Annotated in this window: 18 protein-coding genes; 11 read left to right on the top strand and 7 right to left on the bottom strand. The window is 38.9% G+C overall.

What is annotated here, in order from left to right:
• Positions 1-37 precede the first annotated feature (37 nt).
• Positions 38-757, bottom strand: a complete 720-nt coding sequence (locus tag BFC17_RS13610; RefSeq protein WP_139142081.1) for a hypothetical protein — start codon at positions 755-757, stop codon at positions 38-40.
• A 189-nt stretch (positions 758-946) separates the two neighbouring features.
• Positions 947-1,741 carry a S1 family peptidase gene (locus BFC17_RS13605; protein ID WP_083271735.1) on the bottom strand — a complete coding sequence of 265 codons (795 nt, stop codon included), beginning with the start codon at positions 1,739-1,741 and terminating at the stop codon, positions 947-949.
• 54 nt (positions 1,742-1,795) lie between these two features.
• Between BFC17_RS13605 and BFC17_RS22430 the strand changes: the two genes are divergently transcribed.
• The 11 genes from BFC17_RS22430 (at position 1,796) to BFC17_RS13550 (ending at position 16,409) form a co-directional block, all read left to right on the top strand.
• A complete protein-coding gene (locus BFC17_RS22430) occupies positions 1,796-2,575 on the top strand; it encodes a YdcF family protein (RefSeq protein ID WP_139142080.1) in 780 nt (259 codons plus the stop codon).
• Positions 2,576-2,603: 28 nt separating this feature from the next.
• Positions 2,604-3,458, top strand: coding sequence for a PEP-CTERM/exosortase system-associated acyltransferase (locus tag BFC17_RS13595; protein WP_070177010.1), 855 nt, complete (start codon positions 2,604-2,606; stop codon positions 3,456-3,458).
• The gene (locus BFC17_RS13590) at positions 3,439-5,187 is read left to right on the top strand and encodes an FAD-binding protein (RefSeq protein ID WP_070177009.1); all 1,749 of its coding nucleotides are present in this window, start codon (positions 3,439-3,441) and stop codon (positions 5,185-5,187) included. The genes BFC17_RS13595 and BFC17_RS13590 overlap by 20 nt, the downstream gene beginning before the upstream one ends.
• A gap of 75 nt (positions 5,188-5,262) precedes the next feature.
• Positions 5,263-6,183 carry a PEP-CTERM sorting domain-containing protein gene (locus BFC17_RS13585; protein WP_070177008.1) on the top strand — a complete coding sequence of 307 codons (921 nt, stop codon included), beginning with the start codon at positions 5,263-5,265 and terminating at the stop codon, positions 6,181-6,183.
• A gap of 159 nt (positions 6,184-6,342) precedes the next feature.
• Complete coding sequence (locus BFC17_RS13580; protein ID WP_070177007.1) at positions 6,343-9,021, top strand: tetratricopeptide repeat protein; 2,679 nt, start codon at positions 6,343-6,345, stop codon at positions 9,019-9,021.
• A 31-nt stretch (positions 9,022-9,052) separates the two neighbouring features.
• On the top strand, positions 9,053-11,089 hold the full coding sequence (locus BFC17_RS13575; RefSeq protein ID WP_070177006.1) for a GNAT family N-acetyltransferase: 2,037 nt from the start codon (positions 9,053-9,055) through the stop codon (positions 11,087-11,089).
• Positions 11,086-12,825, top strand: coding sequence for an arsenate reductase/protein-tyrosine-phosphatase family protein (locus BFC17_RS13570; RefSeq protein ID WP_070177005.1), 1,740 nt, complete (start codon positions 11,086-11,088; stop codon positions 12,823-12,825). Before BFC17_RS13575 ends, BFC17_RS13570 begins: the two co-directional genes overlap by 4 nt.
• A 36-nt stretch (positions 12,826-12,861) precedes the next feature.
• Positions 12,862-13,809, top strand: a complete 948-nt coding sequence (locus BFC17_RS13565) for a polysaccharide deacetylase family protein (protein ID WP_070177004.1) — start codon at positions 12,862-12,864, stop codon at positions 13,807-13,809.
• Positions 13,806-14,795 carry a glycosyltransferase family 2 protein gene (locus BFC17_RS13560; RefSeq protein ID WP_070177003.1) on the top strand — a complete coding sequence of 330 codons (990 nt, stop codon included), beginning with the start codon at positions 13,806-13,808 and terminating at the stop codon, positions 14,793-14,795. Before BFC17_RS13565 ends, BFC17_RS13560 begins: the two co-directional genes overlap by 4 nt.
• A gap of 40 nt (positions 14,796-14,835) precedes the next feature.
• On the top strand, positions 14,836-15,666 hold the full coding sequence (locus BFC17_RS13555; protein ID WP_070177002.1) for a polysaccharide pyruvyl transferase family protein: 831 nt from the start codon (positions 14,836-14,838) through the stop codon (positions 15,664-15,666).
• Complete coding sequence (locus tag BFC17_RS13550) at positions 15,666-16,409, top strand: sulfotransferase (protein WP_070177001.1); 744 nt, start codon at positions 15,666-15,668, stop codon at positions 16,407-16,409. Before BFC17_RS13555 ends, BFC17_RS13550 begins: the two co-directional genes overlap by 1 nt.
• A 36-nt stretch (positions 16,410-16,445) precedes the next feature.
• Here the strand turns inward: BFC17_RS13550 and BFC17_RS13545 are convergent, their stop codons facing one another.
• The 5 genes from BFC17_RS13545 to BFC17_RS13525 form a co-directional block, all read right to left on the bottom strand.
• Positions 16,446-17,537, bottom strand: a complete 1,092-nt coding sequence (locus BFC17_RS13545) for an acyltransferase family protein (protein WP_070177000.1) — start codon at positions 17,535-17,537, stop codon at positions 16,446-16,448.
• Between the two features lie 89 nt (positions 17,538-17,626).
• The gene (locus BFC17_RS13540; protein ID WP_070176999.1) at positions 17,627-18,304 is read right to left on the bottom strand and encodes a sulfotransferase family 2 domain-containing protein; all 678 of its coding nucleotides are present in this window, start codon (positions 18,302-18,304) and stop codon (positions 17,627-17,629) included.
• 14 nt (positions 18,305-18,318) lie between these two features.
• A complete protein-coding gene (locus BFC17_RS13535; RefSeq protein ID WP_070176998.1) occupies positions 18,319-19,155 on the bottom strand; it encodes a glycosyltransferase in 837 nt (278 codons plus the stop codon).
• Positions 19,156-19,210: 55 nt separating this feature from the next.
• Positions 19,211-20,056, bottom strand: coding sequence for a glycosyltransferase family 2 protein (locus BFC17_RS13530; RefSeq protein WP_070176997.1), 846 nt, complete (start codon positions 20,054-20,056; stop codon positions 19,211-19,213).
• A gap of 196 nt (positions 20,057-20,252) precedes the next feature.
• Complete coding sequence (locus BFC17_RS13525; protein ID WP_070176996.1) at positions 20,253-21,251, bottom strand: hypothetical protein; 999 nt, start codon at positions 21,249-21,251, stop codon at positions 20,253-20,255.
• Positions 21,252-21,281 lie beyond the last annotated feature (30 nt).

The raw sequence follows: 21,281 nt of genomic DNA, 5'->3' as shown, positions 1-21,281 counted from the left end.
TGCCTGTCCTTTTATCTTTGAAGTCTGTCTATTGGCATTAGGTATTGTATGATGAGATGTAAGAAGACGTGCCTGTACCTAATTGTTCCCAACGACTATCTATTGTGGTTTCCAACGAAACATTACCTTTGTGGTGAACACCCCAAAGATGCTCCATATACTGCTGGTTAGTTAGAAAGCTCGTAGGACGCTGGATAAATCCAAAATGTAAGTTCATGTATACACAAGCCAATTGTTTTGCTATTCCGCCGCCTTGCAAAGCTTCGCTTAAATCTAGAGTGGCAGCGGGGATTTCTCCTCCCTCCGATCCACCCAAATCAATATCTGGGGTGTTAACTATGACGTCGTTAATATCATCATACAAACGCTTAATGTCCTGAATTTTGCGTCTTTTCTCATCTATAACCCAAGGCTCATCATTATCTTTAGGCTCCAACTCATTCCATTTATGATTGGAATAGTTGCTGAACATTCCGTGAATTTTTTTCAAGCCCTGATCATCACGTTCATCAAGGCTATAGTTCGAGTTGATTGTATTGGGGTTTGCTTCCTCAAGGAATTTATCCCACGATCCACCAGAACGACCACCAAACTCGGTAAACCCAACACTGCAGGTTTCAGAAGTATCTTTTGAACCACCAGACACCCCGGAGGAATTACATGCACCCCATACGGATTTTGAAGGAATGATCGAAACACCCGCTACAGCGCCTGTTCTTTTGATAAACTTACGACGAGAAGAATTATTTAAATTCACTTGATTCACCTATACACGTCATTTCTGACATCTTCCATAATGTATTAACCTGCAAGAACAAGGCCATTAACATAACAAATTGAATATCAATATCTTTATTATCAAACAAATTTCTACAGTTTGATTTTTGTAAAAAAAACGGACACTGAACTTGAGCACATATTTAGCAGACTTTCAGACAACTTACCGCTAATTTTGCTGCGGAATTTTTGCTCGTTTAATTAATTCGTGTACATACTTTACCGGTACAGCATAGGATATACCAGATGGTGATGAAAGTGCACTTTCTTTGGTATCTTTAACGATAACCTTGTTTATTACGCCCACGACCTGACCACTCCTTTGATCATAGACTGCGCTGCCAGAATTGCCAGGATATGCTGTAGCATCTAACTGATAAATTAATTGGGTGGTTCCCAGTCGTTGCAACATCTTTAGCGACAATTGGTCAGCGCCTTTAGCCGGTATCGCATCGGGAGTAATTGCTGCAACAATGCCTCTGTGCGTTGCAGGGAATAAACCAAGTACCGCACCTATAGGAAAGCCGGTAAAGGCAATATCAGTTCCAATAGGTAATAACTCATCATTGGCCAGTGTTAGTGGGGGCAACTTTTCCGAAAGTTTCAACAGCGCCAGGTCATGCAATGGATCAAATGCAACCACTTCTGCTTTTATCGTTTTAAATTTCTGACCAACGCCACTTAAAAACACATAATACTGCACGATGGTTGGATCAAGGTCCTTATCGACTACATGGTAATTGGTAATCGCATAGCTACCATCGCCAACCACAAACCCGGAGCCCATGATAGACGGCGCTTTCGCCTCCAAAGGTGTGAAAATGCCGATGGCACCGACACCTTTTGTCACAACTTTTACCGTTTCTACGAGTTTCTGATCGGCAAAAGCATGGCTGAACAAAGAAAAAGCAATACAGAGCAAATAAGTAAAATGGGTTAATTTGCCACTCATTATTAATTTCATATTTCCACCACTAGTGTTAATTTTGGATTCTTGATAACTTATCTCCAATTTACCTTGTCACTACTAAAAACATTTGTAATCTGGCTAACAGAACCTCTGCATCTCATTGCAATATTCCTTGGTTTGGTTTTTGTCTCAAAAAAGTTGCGCTGGAGCAAACTCTACGACAAATTTTCTCTCATCGCGATTATCCTGGCGATATTAAGCTCCCAACCATATTTTTCAGACCTGCTTCTTTATCCACTTGAATACGGTACTGAACAAACAGATTCTCCGCTAACGATTAATTCATCACCGGATTACATTTTAGCCCTGGCTTGTAATTATGATTCTGAGTCTGACAGACTTCCTGAAGTATCTAAGTTCCCGGAATGTTCAATGCAAAGACTAACTCAGGCTGTCATCACTCATATGGAAACTAACGCACCGATCATTGTTACTGGAGGAAACTTTTTAAGCGATCCCGAAATTGTATACGCACATAAAGCAAAACAGTTTCTGGTAAGCTTAGGAGTGGAAGAAACATCAATAATTACAATTAGTAAAGGATATGATACATTAACGGAAATGCGTGCCGTTAAGCATTTAGTACCAAATAAGGATATCAGTATTATTTCCAGCGCATCTCACAGGTTACGTGTAAAGGCTATTGCAAACTCACTAGATTTAACGATTAATTTCATACCTGTAGATTATCTCAGTGGAGGGGAACTGACTCCCTACCTGTCTTGGCCAAATGCCAACGCATTTTTAGCATTTCAAAGAGCAATCTACGAATATTTGGCTATTGTTAAATATGCAGTGTCTAAAAATCACAGTCTTGCATTATCCTGAATTATTGGTCAGTATGGGTACAATATAAATGATGAAGTTAACTCCTTTATTCCGAGCGGTAGAAAAAGTACCGAAAATAGGCCGTTTTTTTGCAGGTGTTCGGAAACTTCGGGAGGCTAATCAGATTTGTAGCCACTTTTCAACATACTTAGGTCCCATGATTGCAGTTACTCAAGAACAAAAAGAACAAGTTTTTCGCATTAGGCATAATGTCTATTGCGAAGAGCTTAGCTTTGAGGATATCCGGGAAAATGGAATGGAAACGGATGAGTTTGATGAATTTTCTCAATATTGTCTCATCCATCACAGTGCTTCCGATCGTTTTGCGGGCACAGTAAGATTAGTCACGCCTACCAACGAAGGTGAATTACTTCCAATCGAAAAATACTGTCTCGACTCGATTACTAACCAAGAATTGAATCCCAGTAATTTTGATCGTAACGAAGTTTGCGAAATATCAAGATTAGCAGTTCCGCATGAATTCAGACGCCGTCAGATGGACCAATTTGCTGGAGCAGCAACTGGTGCTATTAACACAAAGACCTACTCGGAAAATGAACTTCGTTGCTTTCCTTTTATTGCAGTAGGGTTATACTTTTCAGCAGCGGCACTAGCTATGCAGCAAGGCATCAAGCATGCCTACGTGATGATGGAACCCCGTTTGGCCAGAAGCATGCGTTTTATTGGCATTAAGTTCGAACAAATAGGACCGGTAGTTGATTATCATGGCAGAAGGGCGCCATATTATATAAATCAGAAACTGTTGTTAAAAAATCTGACACCAGGCTTTGCGATAATGCTGAAACATATCCAGAAGTCAATCGATGAAATGGATATTCATGCCGATAATGACGAGAACACTTATGGACGAGAAGCAAATTGAACAAGTTACAAATGAGCTTCTGAACAGTGGTTTTGCCGGTGAGCAAATTGTCGCTGGTAAACCACTCGAAAGCCTTTCTATTAGCTATTACCCGCCAACTTACAAAAACTATCTTCGTGTTTCGCCAATTCCCCAAAGCGCTGAGATTAGTTCTCGTCGATACAGCCAAATCCTAACCGTGGTTGAAGTGGCTAAAAGGAATCATATCGGTCTGCAAATTATAAGTAGCGGCCTCAATATAGGCTATGGCAGTGATGCCCCTTACGCTGAAAACACGATATTAATTGATCTGTCCTCATTTGATAAAATATATCAATACAATAAGATCTTGGGGCAAATTAGTCTGGAGCCAGGTGTCACGCAACAAGCCTTGTATGATTACTTGGTTAACGCTGGCGAAGAGCATTGGCCGGACTCCACTGGCTCGCCAATCCATAGCAGCATCATTGGCAATTACCTGGAACGAGGGTTTGGGCATAGCCCTATAGCAGAGCATGCGGAACAAATTGTTACGATGACTTGCATAGTGCCTCGAGGTTCAGAATCAACTCCGACCATAGTATCAACCGCAGTAAATGGCAGTTTCTCGAGCATTGCGAAAAGACCACACGTTGTGAGTATTGGACCGAATTTCAACGGCATATTCCTGCAAAGCAACATAGGAATAGTTACCAATATGACCATTAACGTTCTACCTAAGCCAGAATCATTTGTTGCTTATTTCGTTGAAGTTAATAACCAGACATTTTCCAAATTCATTGAAACCTGCCGCTATCTCAAGCAACACAATGTTATTCAAAGTGCCGCACATGTTGGAAATTATATCAAAACGCTTCAGCTACTGGCTGCTGAATATCCCAAAATAATCGGCTCTTACGATGCCGACACGCTTAAAAATACAGCAAAACAATATGGTTTATCTGATTGGATGATGTCAGGTGCACTTTATGGCACTAAATATCAGGTTAAGGCTAACATTAAAGAGCTCAAGCGATATTTAAAACCGCTGGGGTTAAAGCCTGTATTTATGAATGAACAAAAACAAGCACTGCTAAGTAAGCTAAACAACTTTGCTCAGAAGCCATCAGTACGAAAATTTGTTAACAGCGCAATTACCTCACCTGTTGCGCCACTGAGATTTCTTGCAAGTAGACTGGCCATGTTAAAAGGTTTTGTTAGTTTGTGTGAGCTAAAAAAGGGAAAACCCTCAAACTACTTCCTTAACACCATTTATTGGCGAAATTTAGACAAACTTAAGCATGACCAGGCAAATGACCCAGGCCAAGATAATGTTGGTTGTATTTGGGGGGCACCTTGCAGTCCTATTGAAGGTGAAGATGTCGAAGCAATAATCAACCTAATCAACAATAAATGCGACGAACACAAATTCGAGCCTGCCATATCCTGTACACTTCTCAATAAACGTAATATAGAGTGCGTACTTTCGATTTCTTTCGACAGAAACAAGCCAACAGAAGAAGCCAATGCTCTTCAATGTTACAAAGAGACCATGTTGAACTGTGCTTCAGCTGGATATTTAAAGTATCGTTTATCAACACATTCAAACGAGTATTTCGATTCCCAGCTTCTAGGGACTGACTTGCCTATACTTTCTTTGAAAAACGAGCTGGATCCGCTGAATATTATACAGCCTGGAAAATATAAAATTGTGTCTGATTTTTTTACACCACTCGGAACCGAAAATAAAAAAAACCAACAAAAACAATAAATTAAAAGTTGGCACGAGGAATGCTTTATATTTTACGTCGAATCATCTTCTACACAAAACTAGTAGGGTATTAACATGAAAAAACATCTTATCGCTTTAGCTACCGTTGCACTGGGAGCTAGTTGCACAGCGAACGCAGGCGTTTATGGCACTGCATATTTATCGTTATCTCAATTTTCAATCGAAGTTCAGGATCCGAATTCTGGCAACGTTATCTCTGACGTTTCAAACTTCGTAGAAATCGATAGTGGTTCCAGAGGGACTGCAGTTAATGCTGGTTGGAATGGTTTTGCATTAACCGACCAGGATCAGTCTGGTTCAGACCCAGAGTACCCAGCGGACGCAGAACTACGTTGTATGGGTCCTGAGTGTGGCTTAGTAGGACTAACTGAAAACACTTCTACTGGTTTGACTTCTCACGCTTTCAATTTTTCTGCGGCTGATGCACAGGTGTCAGGCTCTCTGTTAGGCGGTGATGCAGCTGGTTTTACATATGCCGATGCTGGTATTGATACTGACATGTTTTCTGAAGCCAATGCCACCTCTACCATAGGTAACCAGGCTATTGCTTCAACCATCAACATTGCAGGTCCAATCAGCATTCGCTTCTCAGCGTTAGTTGATGTACTTGTCGATGCATTTATTTCTGACGACATCAAGAACGACAATACTATCGACGCATATGCGTTTGCATCTGCATCATTCTCTGCTACGTTAACTCCTGTAGGTGGCTTCTTACCAGTAGCTGGTGCTGGCGGCAGCTGGGCAGATTTAGCTTCAGATACTCCGGGACCAGATGCTTTGTCTTTTGACCAAACCTTTCCTTATCAGTCTGATTGGTTTCTTATTAACCCTGGTCAGTATTCATTAAACATTGAGCAGACTTCTGACGTAATCATCGATCAGGTTAAAGTTATACCTGAGCCAAGTGGTTTAGCGTTAATGGGCCTTAGCATTCTGGGTCTGGGTTTCGCAGGAAGAAGAAAATTTAAGTAGGACTTTCTTTATCCCTACTAATTTTAAAGAGTCAGCAGTTGCTGACTCTTTTGCTTTTAATCTACAAGAATATACGTGAGTAAAATTTACATTTCTTTTGATAATACCAAGCGCTAGTGTTTTAATAAGAGTGTTGTTAATAAATGTAGATATTCACGGATGCGCCTTAAATATTGTCTTATTTTTTCTTCATTATCTCTTCTCCTTGCATGTAGTGAGGTTCCCACTTCCGAGATTGTCAAGGACGCTGAAAAGCTCATTGAAAATCAACAGTATGCTCAAGCTGAAATCAAATTAAAAAATGGTCTTGATATACACCCTGATGATCAATCATTGCAAATTATATTGGCAACGAATTACTTTAATCAGGGAGACTTAGATAACTTCCAACGCGCAGCGGTAAGGCTTTTTGACCACACGGTATCGGCTTCAACATTAAATATCAGCCCTGAGTACTTAGAGCAGTTCATCTCATTCGTTACTATCTTTTCAGTAATGGAAAAAGACACAACTTTATTGTCTCAAACTATTTCTGCATTTAATTGTACTAATTGCCAATCTATTAAGGGATGGATTCAGGAGGGCAATACTGACTCACTGGCTGAGTTACCCAACATGCCAACAGCAATTAGACAAATAAGAGATAACGAAAAGAGTTCCGAGTTTTATAACTCTCAGGACAAAGTCATTACTACAGTACTTGCTTACCTAAGCTTGTCGGTCCGCAATCCACAGGCAATCGCATTTTATTTTGCTAAATTACACACTGATTTTCCGAATATCCTTCATTTCAATCTTCCCCTTGCTCAGGCGCTTATAGCAAGTGGACAAATAAACAAAGCCGTCCCTCTTGCTAAAAGTGTATTACAAGCTTACGGCAACAACCCTTTTGCCAATTATCTTATGGCTAAAGCTGAATTGCTTAACAGTAATGTAGAGAATTCTTTAAAATACTCCCTTAAAGCGCAAGCGTTAGGCTTCGCAAATGCTGATGCATCACTGACCAGAGGAATAGCTCAATATAAACTAGGGCAGTTAGAGTCCGCTATCAATAGTGTTTTGGATGCTTACCGACTTGATAAATCAAATCAGTTTAGCCGAACACTACTAATCTCGCTTTATGCTCAAACAGGAGATATTGAATCTGCGCTTGGTATTATTAATCAAAATACCGCATTAACCGAAATGGAGATTAATGCATTTGTCGCATCCCTTTTACAAAATACATCGCTAAGAAGCTCTTCCAATACGTTGGAAGATTTTGCGCAAAGCACACAAAATGAGGAGTTAAATAAAGCGCTTCTTAATGCGGCACAAAACTTTAAAACCTTTTCGACCTCACCAATAGACGTTAAAGGTGAAATTCAATCTGGCTTACAAGTATCGCTGTCGCTCTACTCATTGATTGCAAACGCAAAAACCGATTCAGCAATAAACTTAATAGACAGAGCGTTGAAGTCGGACAATCTTTCCGATGAGAGTAAACTTAATTTTGCGAATATTAAAGGTGCTCTACTTTTAAACGAGAAAAAGTATACGGAAGCCGATACTCTTTATAAAGGGCTGCTGGAAAAATACCCACACAATCGTGCTTCACAAATGTATCTGTTTCGAGAAGCGTTACGAAATCTCGACTTTACTAGTGGACAAAGCATCCTGGAGACAATTCTCTCCCATCAGGCAGAGGATATCATTGCCCTTCAGCTATATTATCTAATTTTGGAAAAGAACAACGAGTCACAGATAAAGCTTATAAATATTCTTGAAAAAATACAGGAAAACCCAGAACACGCGGCCGAGTTCGATTTATTGTTGGCAGGTCTTCATCTAAAGCAAGGTGAATTCACCAAAGCAGAAAGCATCGTTAAACATATAGACGTTAATAAAGTAAAAGATAACAATCAGTACTGGTCTATTCTGTTTAAATTAACAGAATATCCCATTGATTTACAGGCATTACAGTCAGTCTTTCTCAACTGGAAAAGCAATCTGCCTGACTCTCCCTACCCTTATTTAACCTACGCAAAAAGGTTAATCGAACTAGGGAATGTTAATGCATCAATTACTGTGCTTGAGCAAGGCAACCGCAACTTAGGTTACGAGCCTAAAATCACCGTTATGCTCACTTCATTCTATCTTTTAGTAAACAACTATGATGAAGCTAGCAAACTCCTTGCATCGGCGTTAAAAGACAAAGCAATTAGTGATTCACAGTTCGAATATTTCAAAGCAGAAATTGAATTTAAGCAGGGAAAGCTTGTTAACGCAAAACGTCATTTAGAAACATCATACAAGGAACTTCAGGCAGAAAACACAGCCGCTTTTATGGCTGCAGTGCTGGCTGCTAACGGGGAGCTGCCTGAGGCTCTAGCCTTTATCGATAAGCATATGTCACTTCATCCGGAGCATGCTCGGGTATTAGTGGCCAAAGGAAATATGCTACTTAATTCATCACCAATAAAAGCAGCGGAAGTCTTTCAGGAAATTATAGATACCGGCCACAAAACAGCTGAAGTTTATAACAACCTCGCCTGGGCACAATATTTGGAGAAGAACTATTCTAGTGCGCGAAGTAATATCGAATCGGCGCTTAACATTGCGCCAAAATCGAAAGCCATATTGAACACATATAGCCATATTCTTTTTTCTCAGGAAGATTATGGTCGGTTACAGACCCTTTCATTAACCAATCTTGATGACCAGGCTAAACTATTGGTAGCCAAAAGTTTAAGGAAGCAAAGTAAATTCCAGGAAGCCAAAAGGATAGCGGCAACGATTAAAGACGAAAAGCTGACCCAATCGGAAAAGGCCGAGCTGGCAACTATTAAATCGTTATAAACACTTTGCAGGTGTTCACAGAGGGAACGGAGTGACTACAATTCAGGTTAGCGTTGAAACGCTTGACGATATCGACAGTTTGAAAAGCGACTGGAGCGCCTTGTTTGCTCGCTCAAACAAAGCGCCCTTTTTGAACTGGAATTGGATAAACAGTTACTTCCACAACCTTAAGGATCATCGCTGTCTTTTTTTAGCTGCACGACAAGGCTCAGAGTTAGTTGGGGCGGGAATTCTGGTATTTGTTAGCGTGGGCCTCAAAAAGTTTGCCTATCTGAATCGTTTTGGCGATGAGCTTCTTGACCAACCCTGGATTGAATACAATGACTTTTTAATCCAAAAAGAGGATGAAAGAAGGATACGTTTGGCTTTAATCGATTACTGCGTCGAACATTTGAATTGGCATGAGTTTGTTGTCGGTGCTTCTATAAAAGAAGCCTTAGCCCCATATCAGCTATTTGAACTGGAACAGAAAACGAATTGGTATAGCCATACCTATCAAACGAGACTAAACGAGTTTTTAAGTGGCAAGGATTATCTCGCCTCTTTGTCACGTAATACTCGCTATCAAATTAATCGAAGTATTCGGGAATATGAAAAATATGGTCCAATTCGGTTTAACATTGCAGCATCAGTCTTGGAAGCATTGGCATGGTTCGAAGAAGCTGCGCCTCATCATATAGCTCGCTGGAAAAACACGGATGTCGGCAGTGGATTTACCAACCCAGTATTTGTTTCTTTTCATCGCCGATTCATCCAACAAGCTTTCGAGGTCAATGAACTCGATTTCATTAAAGTCACTGCCGGCTCTAAAGTCATTTCTTATCTTTATAATTTTAAAGAAAAAGACACTGTTTATTTTTACCTTTCGGCAAACGTCTACGATCAGTCATTAGCCCATACTAAGCCGGGCCTTGTGAGCCATTACCTGGCTATTAGTCATTACATAGACGAAGGAAAAGCCTGTTACGACTTTATGGGAGGGGAGTCTCAGTATAAACGCTCTCTCGCTAATCAATGTTCGCCCATATTAATTAATAATTTTAAACGACGAACGCTGAAAGCTAAATTCGAAGAAAAATTGCGTTTTATTAAACATCAAATTAAATACAAGAAACGTGAAACAGAAACCTATTTAGCTGAACGACAACTCATCATTACTGGTGGAGTACTAAATCCTGCTTCAAAACCGCAATATAATAATGCCTTGGCAGTAAAGTTAGATGTTGATTCTTCGGGACCTTTACGGGAACTCAATCGCTTAACGTATCAACCTGGAACTGCAACTCAAGCCCCTGATACGAACATTACTTTCAAGTCCGGGCATATTTCTGGAAACACTCTATGGTTAACCACAGAAACAGAAATACTGGAAGTCGGCGTTGATTCAATGACAGTAAAAAATTGTTATTCAGATAAATGCTTTAACGACCTCCATCATGTTATAGAACATAATAATAGCTTGTTTATTGCGGACACCGGATTAGACTGCGTTATGCAAATGAGTCTAAAAAGCAAACAGTTAACGCCACTTCCGGTGGTGGTCAATGCGTGTACCCGACAAAATCTGCCTGAAGATTTACGCGCAGTCCCTTCGACCAAGCCTCACCTGGCGCATCCGAACTATTGCTTTACTTTAGGCGATGAAGTATGGGTAACACGTTGTGATTATATGGACGCGGTGTGTGTGAACAACCCGCAACGGCGTATCTTTATTGGCGATGGGCTGGTTCATGATGGCGTAGTCAAGGGCAAGTATATTTATTTCACAACGGTCAATGGAAGAATAAAGGTGTTTGATAAAAAAACCCTGCAACTTTGTACCGATATTGACTTGGCTATTGTGGCTCCACATTGGAAGGGGTGGTTTCGGGGCATTACCCCCATTACTTCAGAGCAAGTTCTTATTGCAATGAGTAAGCCAAGAGCTTCGAAACGACAATTATCAGGCTCACAGGAATCCACCTTACTGTTAGTTGATATTTTTTCAAATGAAGTACTGCAACACTGGAATCTTGGTGATTTGGGTTTTGACGCGGTATTCAGTGTACTTGAGGTGCCTAAAGCATGATTTCAGCTTTGGTTTTGGGCGAAGACACCCGCAGTTTTCTTAGTGTAATCCGCTCCCTTGGCGAGATGGGAATTAAAGTTGATGTGGTGTGTTACGACAAAACATCACCCGCCCTAAAATCGAAATGGATAAACCATGCCTGGCATTTTAACTACCAGGCCTATCGCATAGAGGAATGGATTGAGTGTGTTATCGAGAGCATCAATAGTAACCATTATGATTTAGTCATTCCCTGTGATGAACGTGCTATTTATCCACTTATAAGCCATCGGGAAAAAATCAACTCTCAGACAAAGCTGGCGCTGCCAAACAAGGAAGTTCGTGACAACTTATTCGATAAACATTTAACCAAAAAACTGGCAACCGAATGCAACGTAAGAGTGGCCCGTGGTGAGTTAATTTATTTAGCCGACAACTCCTACGAAGATCTATCTCGGGATTTTACTGATAAGTTTGTTATTAAGCCTACAGAGTCTTTTAACGAAGACAAACTCTCAAGCAGGAATAAAGTGGCTATCATTAGCAATAGAAATGAATATGACCACTATATCAAACACGCAGACGTCAAAGGGCAACAGTTTTTAGTTGAAGAATATTTTAGCGGAACCGGCGAAGGGGTGTCGTTGTTCGCTTGCAAAGGTAAAGTTCAGTTCCTATTTGCTCATACCCGGGTCAATGAGCCAAGATCTGGCGGTGGCAGCTCATACAGAAAGGCGATACCAGTTGATCCCGGTATGGCGCAGGCTTGTATAGCAATATGCGAAAAAACACGCTATGACGGCGTGGGTATGTTTGAATTTAAAAAGAACTACGTAACAGATGAGTGGATTCTAATCGAGGTTAATGCCCGTTTTTGGGGCTCTTTGCCATTGGCCATTCATGCTGGTATCGATTTTCCCCGTTACTATGCACAATATCTACTAGGTGATTACACACTGCGAGATACGCCATCAGCAAACTATAATTTAAATGCTTATGCCAGAAGTTTTACCAGTGACATCTATGACACTAGGGCCGAAATGCAGTTTTTGGCAAAAAATGACGGCCAACTGAGTAGTATTACTAATACCCTGAAACGCCTTGCCAGCTTTGCTCGTGTAATCACGAATGAGAAAATAGATAGTTACAGCAAGCAAGACCCTGCACCGTTCAGGGAAGAATTCAAACAACTTCTTAACGCCACGGTACTTGATAAACTGCATGGAAAGTTTGTCAAAGAAAATCAAGAACACCATATGCTGGCACTGCAAAGAGTACTGTATACTCTTGAAGGAACGGGCAGGCTTGTGTTTGTTTGCTATGGCAATATTATGCGAAGCCCCCTGGCTGCGGCCTTTGCAAAGATTTTTATTAGCAATACACATTTAGACTTTACCGTTGATTCATATGGCTTCCATCAGAACGAGAAACGCCCAAGTCCAGTAGAATGTATCACTATGGCCGCCCAGCTGGGTATCGACCTTGAGCTCCATAGATCAAAACTTTTACTCCAACAAGACCTTTCCGATAACGATATCGTATTTATTTTTGATCAGAAAAACCAAAGCAATATTGATAAATACTATGATATTGAGCACGTTTTTAACTTAGCCCATTTTATTCCACCCGGTTTAGGGTATCACGAACAGATTGATGACCCCTATGGTGGTGGTGAAGCCGCTGTAAAACACTGTTATCATCTGATAATTGAAGCGCTTAAGAATATATTTGAGCGTTATTTGATGTTAAAAGAATAATATAATTACGCTTGGATGTTCAAAAGTGTTGGCCTAATGAATACTAAAGAAACGAAATTGTCTGTAGTTATCCATACCGAAGAAGAGTTCAACTGGGATAGTGGCTTCTTTGCTTCAAATAACCGGGTCAGCCATGGCAAGGAGCTTGTTCAGTTTTGCGAACAATTGCTCGCGATAGGCGCAAATATTGTGTTTGCTATGGACTATGCATTTGTCAGCTCTGATGAAGGTCAGAATGTAATTCGTCACTTTAAGAAGAATCATACTGACAACATCGAATTCGCGGCTCATCTACACCCCTGGGTGAACCCTCCTTTCGCCAATGAAGACCAAATTCAAGAGCGTGACTCTTACCCCGGCAATTTGCCTGAGGATATCGAAAAGACAAAGCTCTCTGCGCTTACTGACCTAATCGAATTACATACCGGCTACCGCCCTACTACTTACTTAGCGGGCCGCTACGGTATTGGCAAGAACAGTCATAAAATTCTCAAAGAGTTAGGCTACAAAGTAGATTTAAGTATTACGCCATTCACTGATTACGGCTATCAGGAAGGGCCTGATTTCTCAAAGTACAATAACGATGAAGTGATGATTGAAGGTATTCGTTGCATTCCTCACAGCACCGGTTTTATAAGTTATCTACCTTTTTTTACCGACTATCTGAATAAAACACCAGGTAACCTGGACAGACTCAATAACAGCTTCCTGGGCAAAGTATTATTGAGGTTACTTGGTGTAAGTAAAGTGAGATTGTCACCCGAAGGCTTTAATGCTAAAGAAATGGGGTTATTAACTGAATCTTTGATCAGAATTGGCGTAGGCCACCTGATCTTCTCTTTTCATTCTTCAACAGTAAAGGCTGGAATAACGCCCTACACTCAGGACGAGGTTTCATTAAAAACATTTGAGCAGGATGCTTTTAACTATCTAAATAATGTCAAAAATCTCCGACACAAAACGCTGAGTTCTGCAAAACAATGACTGTAACTGAAGCTGAAAGCAAAATTTCGGTTATTATCCCGACCCGCGATCGTGTACATTTACTCGAGCGTGCGATCAATTCCGTTAGAGAACAAACCTTAACTCATTGGGAAATCGTGTTAGTTGATACCGGGAAGACGAATTCGACGAAAATTTGGTATCAACAATTAACCGCCATAGAACAGTCGAAGATTAAATATTTCGCATTAAGGGCTCCTGAGGGTACTTCTGCATTTGGCCCAAGTGCTGCAAGAAACTATGGTGTATATCAGACTACAAGCGAAATCATCGCCTTTTTAGATGACGATGATGAGTGGATAGATAACACACATTTAAATACGGCTTTCACTTATCTAAATAACTGCCTCGATAGCAAAGTCTACCTTTCCCAGCAAGAAGCTATCCGCGACAATGACTTAGACAAACCAATTAGAAACAACAGCATTTGGATCGAGAACATTAATTTTAGTGAGATTTCGATCAATACACTGTCCAACGATACCTACCTTGTTGACTCTTACAAGCTTCTACAAAAAGGGCAGTTTTGCCATTTGAACTGTACTATTGTGATGAAAGGCTTATTTAACCAAGTAGCTGGCTTTGACGAAACGATTCATTACGAAGAAGACAAAGAATTTTACTTCCGTCTCTTAAATAAATCGAAGGCGACACTTGTAACAACAAAAGTTGTATCCCGTCATTTCATCCCAACTAAGAACACGGCATCCACTTCGATAGATTTAAACAAAAAACTGTTCTATCAATTAACTCTTTACCAGAAATCCCTATTTAACGGGGTCGAACCGCGAGAAAGAATGCTTAAAGAAACCAGTGACGTAATGAAAAAAATCACCGAAGCCAGATTAAGCGAGAATGATATCGATTCAGCTGCATATTACGCATTAAAAGCACTCGTTTGTAGGTTTTCCTTAAAGTGGTTCGCTAAATGTACGCTAATATTGTTCAAGAAAGCCTTCAAAATCTAAAATCAATGACTATTACCAATACAGTAAATTAGGAATCCAAGTGAAAATACACCACCATATTTGTGAGAAAAAAAATATTGGAGATGAAATAAACAAATGGTTCTGGAAAGAAACCCTTGGTAATGAAGCATTAGAAAAATACCCAAATTCTTTACTGGTAGGGATCGGTACTGTCCTCAACGAAAACCTGCCAAAGGCAGATGAGTATCATGTGTTAGGTAGTGGCTTTGGCTATGATACCGGTTCCTTTAAGCTTAGAGAAAAGATGAACATAGAGTTCTTACGAGGCCCACTGACAGCAAAGTATTTATCTCAGCCAATGGGTAAGGCAATTACGGACCCTGCTATTCTTATCCCGAAGTTGAGACCCGTTGAAAAATCAGAGAGTAGCGCCCCAGTATCATTTATGCCCCATATCACCATGGATTCACCAGCCCTTAAAAGGATAGTGCTTGGCATTGGAATGGACTATATCTCTCCTAGTGACCATGAACAGGATATATTTACTAAAATAGCCAACAGTCAACTTTTAATAACATCAGCAATGCATGGCGCAATCTTTGCGGATTCTTATAGAACGCCTTGGATTCCCGTCGTTACCTCGCATCAAATTCTTAGCTTTAAGTGGCAGGATTGGACCCAATCCATGGGCTTAGACTACGACGCGATAGAACTCCCGCCTATATGGGAAACTCAAAAGTCAGGCATGTTGGATAAAATAAAAACAATAATAAAGACTAATAAAATTGAAAATATATTGCGAAAAGTAGCCACTAAGACTCCAACATTAAGTAATGATAGCGTATTTGAATCCAAGACTTCAGATGTTTTAGCGGCAATTGAATCATTCAAAAATAAGGCGCTATCTTAATGCCAATTAATAGAATTAGAAATTTATTTCGTGACCGACAATGCCATGTATATTGTGTTGGTGCAGCCAAGACTGGCACAACATCAATCTCTCATGTGTATTCTCAATGTATAAGAGCCGCCCATGAACCTGAAGTTACACAAACTACGAATCTCGTTATAGAATTTCTGCAAAACAGCATTAGCGAAAATGTGGTCAGAAAAGAACTACAAAAACGAGACAAGCGTCTGTTTCTAGAGCTAGAGTCGTCACATCCCCTTGGCTACCTCGCCCCTTTTCTTACTGATCTCTACCCAGAAGCGAGGTTTGTGGTTACCGTGCGAGAGCCTAAATCCTGGCTAAAAAGTCGATTGAATTACCATCACTATAAATCACCTCCAGAGTGGAAAAAATACAGAGATTACATTTGGAGCCGTCATTTTAATGGGTTTGCTAAAGAAGAGAAAATTTTAGAGGAACATGGCCTTTTCTCACTTGAAGCTTATCTAAAACAATATGCGGAACAATATGAAATTCTGTTCAGTAAAATTCCATCAGATAAGTGTATTATTGTTAAAACAAGTGAAATAGACGAAAAAATACCTGCTATTACAGAATTTATTGGAATTGGAGATAAAAATTTATCTCCTGTCTGGACAAATAAACTCGAAAAAGAAAAGGATATTCTTTCATTAATAGAGAGCGATTTTGTTAGTGAAAAGATTTCTCACCACTGCGCTTTTTATAAAAAATTATTTGAATGAAGTTAACTGAGAAAACTTTTGTATTCGCCTTTTCAATTACTTCAACAGTACACGATATAAAGCACGCGTTAGTGGTAGTTCAAGAAGTTTGTGTATTAATAATGAGCCTAGAATACAAATGATTAAAAACACTACTGCAGTGACCGCCAGACCCAGAGTTTCATATAAATTCATCAAGTTAAAAACTTCAGCAGTAACAGGCAGGATTATTGCTGTATGGAATAAATAAAGGGAATAAGAGGAGTCACCAAGTAAAACAAGCCAACTACTTCTTGGCGTTAGGGCTTCTAGAGATAGAGCGCCGTACAATAATATTGCAGCCGGGATTCCCCATTTAATAAAACGCACTTCACCTAAATGGCTACTATGATAGTCTTCAGGGAGAAATCCTGACAGAATTAAGAATAGCGCACCTATAGAAGTAATTACGATACCTGTACTGATAGTACACGTACCATTTTTATTAACTATAAAAGCAATTAAACAACCGAGCAAAAATTCACCTACGATAGTACTTCCATAATAGCTAAGCAATACTAATGAATATTCTTGCAAGCTTATTTGTAAAAGCACTAATGAAAAGATTATTACTGATAAAAAAACCAAACGAGAGAAGTAACTTTTTGTAAAAAACAAACTCACGAAGAACAAAATATAGAAAAATATCTCAAATATTAAAGTCCAACCTACTTGTAAAATTGGAAAATAATTACCCGCCGGATCGACCACAGGGATTAAAAGGAAAGACTTGAGTAAAAACTGCCAGTTACCTATTCTTTCAAGGACAGAACTGTCTTGATTTAATTGAAACTGCACTAATAATAAAAAAACGAGTCCGGCAGTAGCTATCCAATAAATTGGGTAAATCCGAATAAAACGCTTTTTAATAAACGAAAGGGCTTCTTTATTAGAATATTGTTTGTCTTTTGAGATCATTATCATGATAAAACCACTGATAACAAAAAACAGATCAACTCCGCAACTGTAGATCGAATCAAAAAATAACATGAAGCTATTGTTACCGTAGATATGACCAAGTCTTGAAAGGATGTGACCAACAACTACTAAGGTTGCTGCTATTGCTCGTAATACCTGAATAGACAATATCTGACTGCGTACTTCAGACAAATTTAGTTTCCTTGAAATTAACTTAACCGGCTAAATTCTTCCCGCCTTAAAGTCTTATTTTAATCACATAAAGCTAAGTAGAAACATATTTAATTTCGTGTTTCATATAATTCGAAATCAGAGTGGTATATTTTCTCTATAATGGCTTTATCTTTAGAGCATAGAGGTTCTTTGTTAACGTCATCGCTTACATTTTCACGAATATTTGTTATATCCTTACCAATAAGAGCGCTTAATTTGATTAAATCATCATTAAAAGACTCTTGTCTGCCTAAAAAGTCAACAGGGCCATTTAGAAAATAACTCTGACGACGAAAATGATCAATTGCTAAGTTGTCTACATTATCTAAATCATTAAAAATGGCTAAAAGTTCACTTATTGACTTATCTCCAATATTACTGTTAGTCCAGATCTTGTCGAAGAACAGTTGCGAGCGCTTTAAATAATTATAACTTGAAATAAATCTTGAATAAGGATTTCGAACGAAAGAAAACTTAAAAAAACTATTGAAAATTAAACCATCAAATATTTTTTCATAATCTTGATAGGTGAGATGACACCAGTCTTGTCTTTTATAAATTGATTTTACAAGACTAGTTCCTGCTGCTTTTGGTACATGAATAAATAATATATTGCTATCATCTACGTAAGGCTTGAGTTTGGATTTAAAATAAGCAATATCGCTTATTTTTTTATTCTCGAAGTTGCTTCTGAATAGTGAAGAAAAACCCAATTCCTTAAAAAAATAAATTTTTTCCGCTAACACCTCATCCCCCCTCTCTACAGATATAATTTAGATAAACGGCCGATTATACTACTTTCTGGAAATGAAGCATTTTTATCCACTTTATTTCTTCTCCAAGTCTCATTGTAACAGTGAAGAAAGAGGGTTGATTCTGCTATTTTTGTATTAGGCGTAATTAATATCGATGGGCATTTGGTATGCTCAAATGGATTACAAAATGAAGGAGACATAATTCGCGGGGTCAAATGCGGATAATTTATTGCTAAAGAATGCAAAAGCTTCGGGCCACAATCACCCCAATATTGTTTATCCGGCAGGAACGCATCAGAAAATGAATAAGCTAAATCAATAAAGTCACCTTTAATAGGGTTAGGCCAAAAAATAAAATTGTTGTTCACTTTAATAATTCCGTTCAGCTTTTCTGATACGAGAATAGGCTGCTTATTTTGCGAAAACTGCTTTTTTGAAGTTAGACAAATAACATCTGTATCAGCCCAGATACCACCATATACACTCAGAACTTTATAACGGAATAAATCTGCAAATCCAGCCAAACTTCCATTTGAATAAGTGAAAATGCGATCTTCATTTATCAACTCTCTTCCGTCCTTTAAACTGACATTTTCGGGCGGATTAGTGATGTCACCATAGTGCCAAAGAATTACGTCAAAGCCATTTTTAGCAAAACTGTTAATACATAATAATTCGAGTGTTGATAACGTACCTTCCACCCAAAGAAAATGAACCTGATAATTATCCGTTTTAGTGTCTTCCTGAAGAGTATCTGCCACACTCAACAAATCATCAAAATCTGTTGTTTTTAAAGGTTTTAACGCTTTAAATATCGTTTTTGCAAGCTCTTTTAAAAGCATATTATTGTTCTCGTTATAATTAGGCTACTAGTGGCTAACTCACTTACATTTGACACTATTTTTTACTCGTTAATTTCTCTGCTTCTTCATCGTATAGTTTATAGATTAATTTTTCATTACCTCGATGATAAATTTCATTAGCATAACTCCTTACAAGAAAGCTATACAGCCCCATGCATAAAGATATATGTAATCCATGAATACCGTCCTTGTAACCTTTAAGCTTAATGAAGGTTTTTACGAAACTCCTTACAAATGCAATTATACCTTTACTAACCGTTAGCGTGTATTGCCCTTTTTCTTCAACTACGTCTTGTGCCTCAACATAAGCATAGTGATTAATCTTACTCAAAAAATGCCTAAAACTAGCACAGTTAAAGTGAACTAAACCAACTTGCTCTTTAGACAAAGTAATTATTTTTACATCACCAATAGCTTGTCTTCGACTGTGGATCATATCAGAGAATTTAAACTTTGATTTTCTAAACAGCCTCATATGTCGCTGATTACCAAAATCGGAATACTCAATTTTTTTTCCTGACATGTATTGGATCCATGGTAATTCAACACCATCAAAATCCAGCTCATCCGGTGCCTGAAAAGTGCTCTTAATCCACTCTCTAAGCCGACTATCAACAACTTCATCAGCATCTAGTAAAAGTATCCACTCATTCGTAGCAGCTTCAATAGCAAATTTCCTGGCCGGCTCAACATAGCCAATATCGTCATAATACGTTATTACACAATTGTAACTTTTTGCAATCTCAATAGTTTTATCTGTGCTGTGCATATCACAAATGATAATTTCATCGATCCATTGAGACACGCTTTTAAGCACCCGTTCAATATTGTTTTCTTCGTTCTTGGTGTTAATCACGACGGATATGGGCAGTGAGTTCATTGTAGTTTTCCAATATAATTTTCTAAACAATGGATTTTAAGAGGATTTAATAATGTGGGTATCACGAGCCTGATTTTAGAAGTATCTTTAACCATGTGTACGAACTAACAATTAGAAAATACATGTTATATTCACTTGGAACCTGATGGGTTGCAAAAAGCATAGTAATAATAAAAAAAAGGCAATACCAGCCAGCTTAGTTAGCAATTCGCCCTACAATTTCTCCAGCTACAAGTTCAGACATCACAATTGCCCCCCGTTTATTTAAATGGCCTAAGTCGTTAAACACATCGTCACGCTGATAAAACGACATCGGAGCCTTAATTAGCGGTATATCCCTCTGAATCAGCGGGTGTCGCAATGGGATAGAAGTAGTTCCATATTCTGGCAAAAATAAAAGAGCTAATCGAACGTTTTTTGAGTCTGTTAGTGCTTTAATTTTCTTCAGATACTCAATATTTGCATTATAAAATAAGTATGACTTCCATTCAGGTAATGGCTGATACTTATATGGCGCTGCTTTTTGCTCAGCCGCACGTTGCTTTTCTAATTCCTCTCGGCTGATAAAAATATCTCTGCTTCGCCCATCATAAAAAGACAATGCCATATTGTTGTGATCAGCTACATCATCATTCCGTAAAACTTTGTCAGTAAAAGGATAAGCAAGTTCATGTAGTAAAGATTTTAAATTTCTAGACGGCACTCTTATTATATTCCCTGGATACCGAAGGTTAAGTATTAAGGGAGCATTTAGCAAATCTAGTGAATCAGCGAGGTAATGCGTACCAGGATGCAAATCTCTCGCTTCTGACTCTCGGAGTTCTAACACGATAAGCTCTGGTTTGTGCTTTTCTAATAAAAGCTTAATAAGTGTGTAGTGCATATCCCGGCCAAAATGTGGAATTGAAAAATTTACTACGTGTCGAGGAGTGTCAAGTTGAGCATTCACACTTTTCTCAACAAGCTCACTATCTATGCCGTTCAATGTATGTGATGTACCAAAAAAAGCAACATCGATGGGGGTTTTACTGAAGTGTACACGTTCATATATCCACTTTGATTTTTTATAGGTTCCCACATCAAGCAACTGATATCTTAAGTAACCATCATGAGGTATCAAACTTACTATGCTAATAACCAGTATCGCTGTTACCAAGCTTAAGATCCAAAACCTGAGATTCTTATATGACTTCATCTTCTGCCCGTTAATTGCTTGATATTCATA

It is taken from the genome of Marisediminitalea lipolytica, assembly GCF_001758465.1.
Classification (GTDB): Bacteria; Pseudomonadota; Gammaproteobacteria; order Enterobacterales; family Alteromonadaceae; genus Alteromonas; species Alteromonas lipolytica.
The sequence above is the reverse complement of the archived record's forward strand: the minus strand, read 5'-3'. Positions and strand labels throughout refer to the sequence as shown.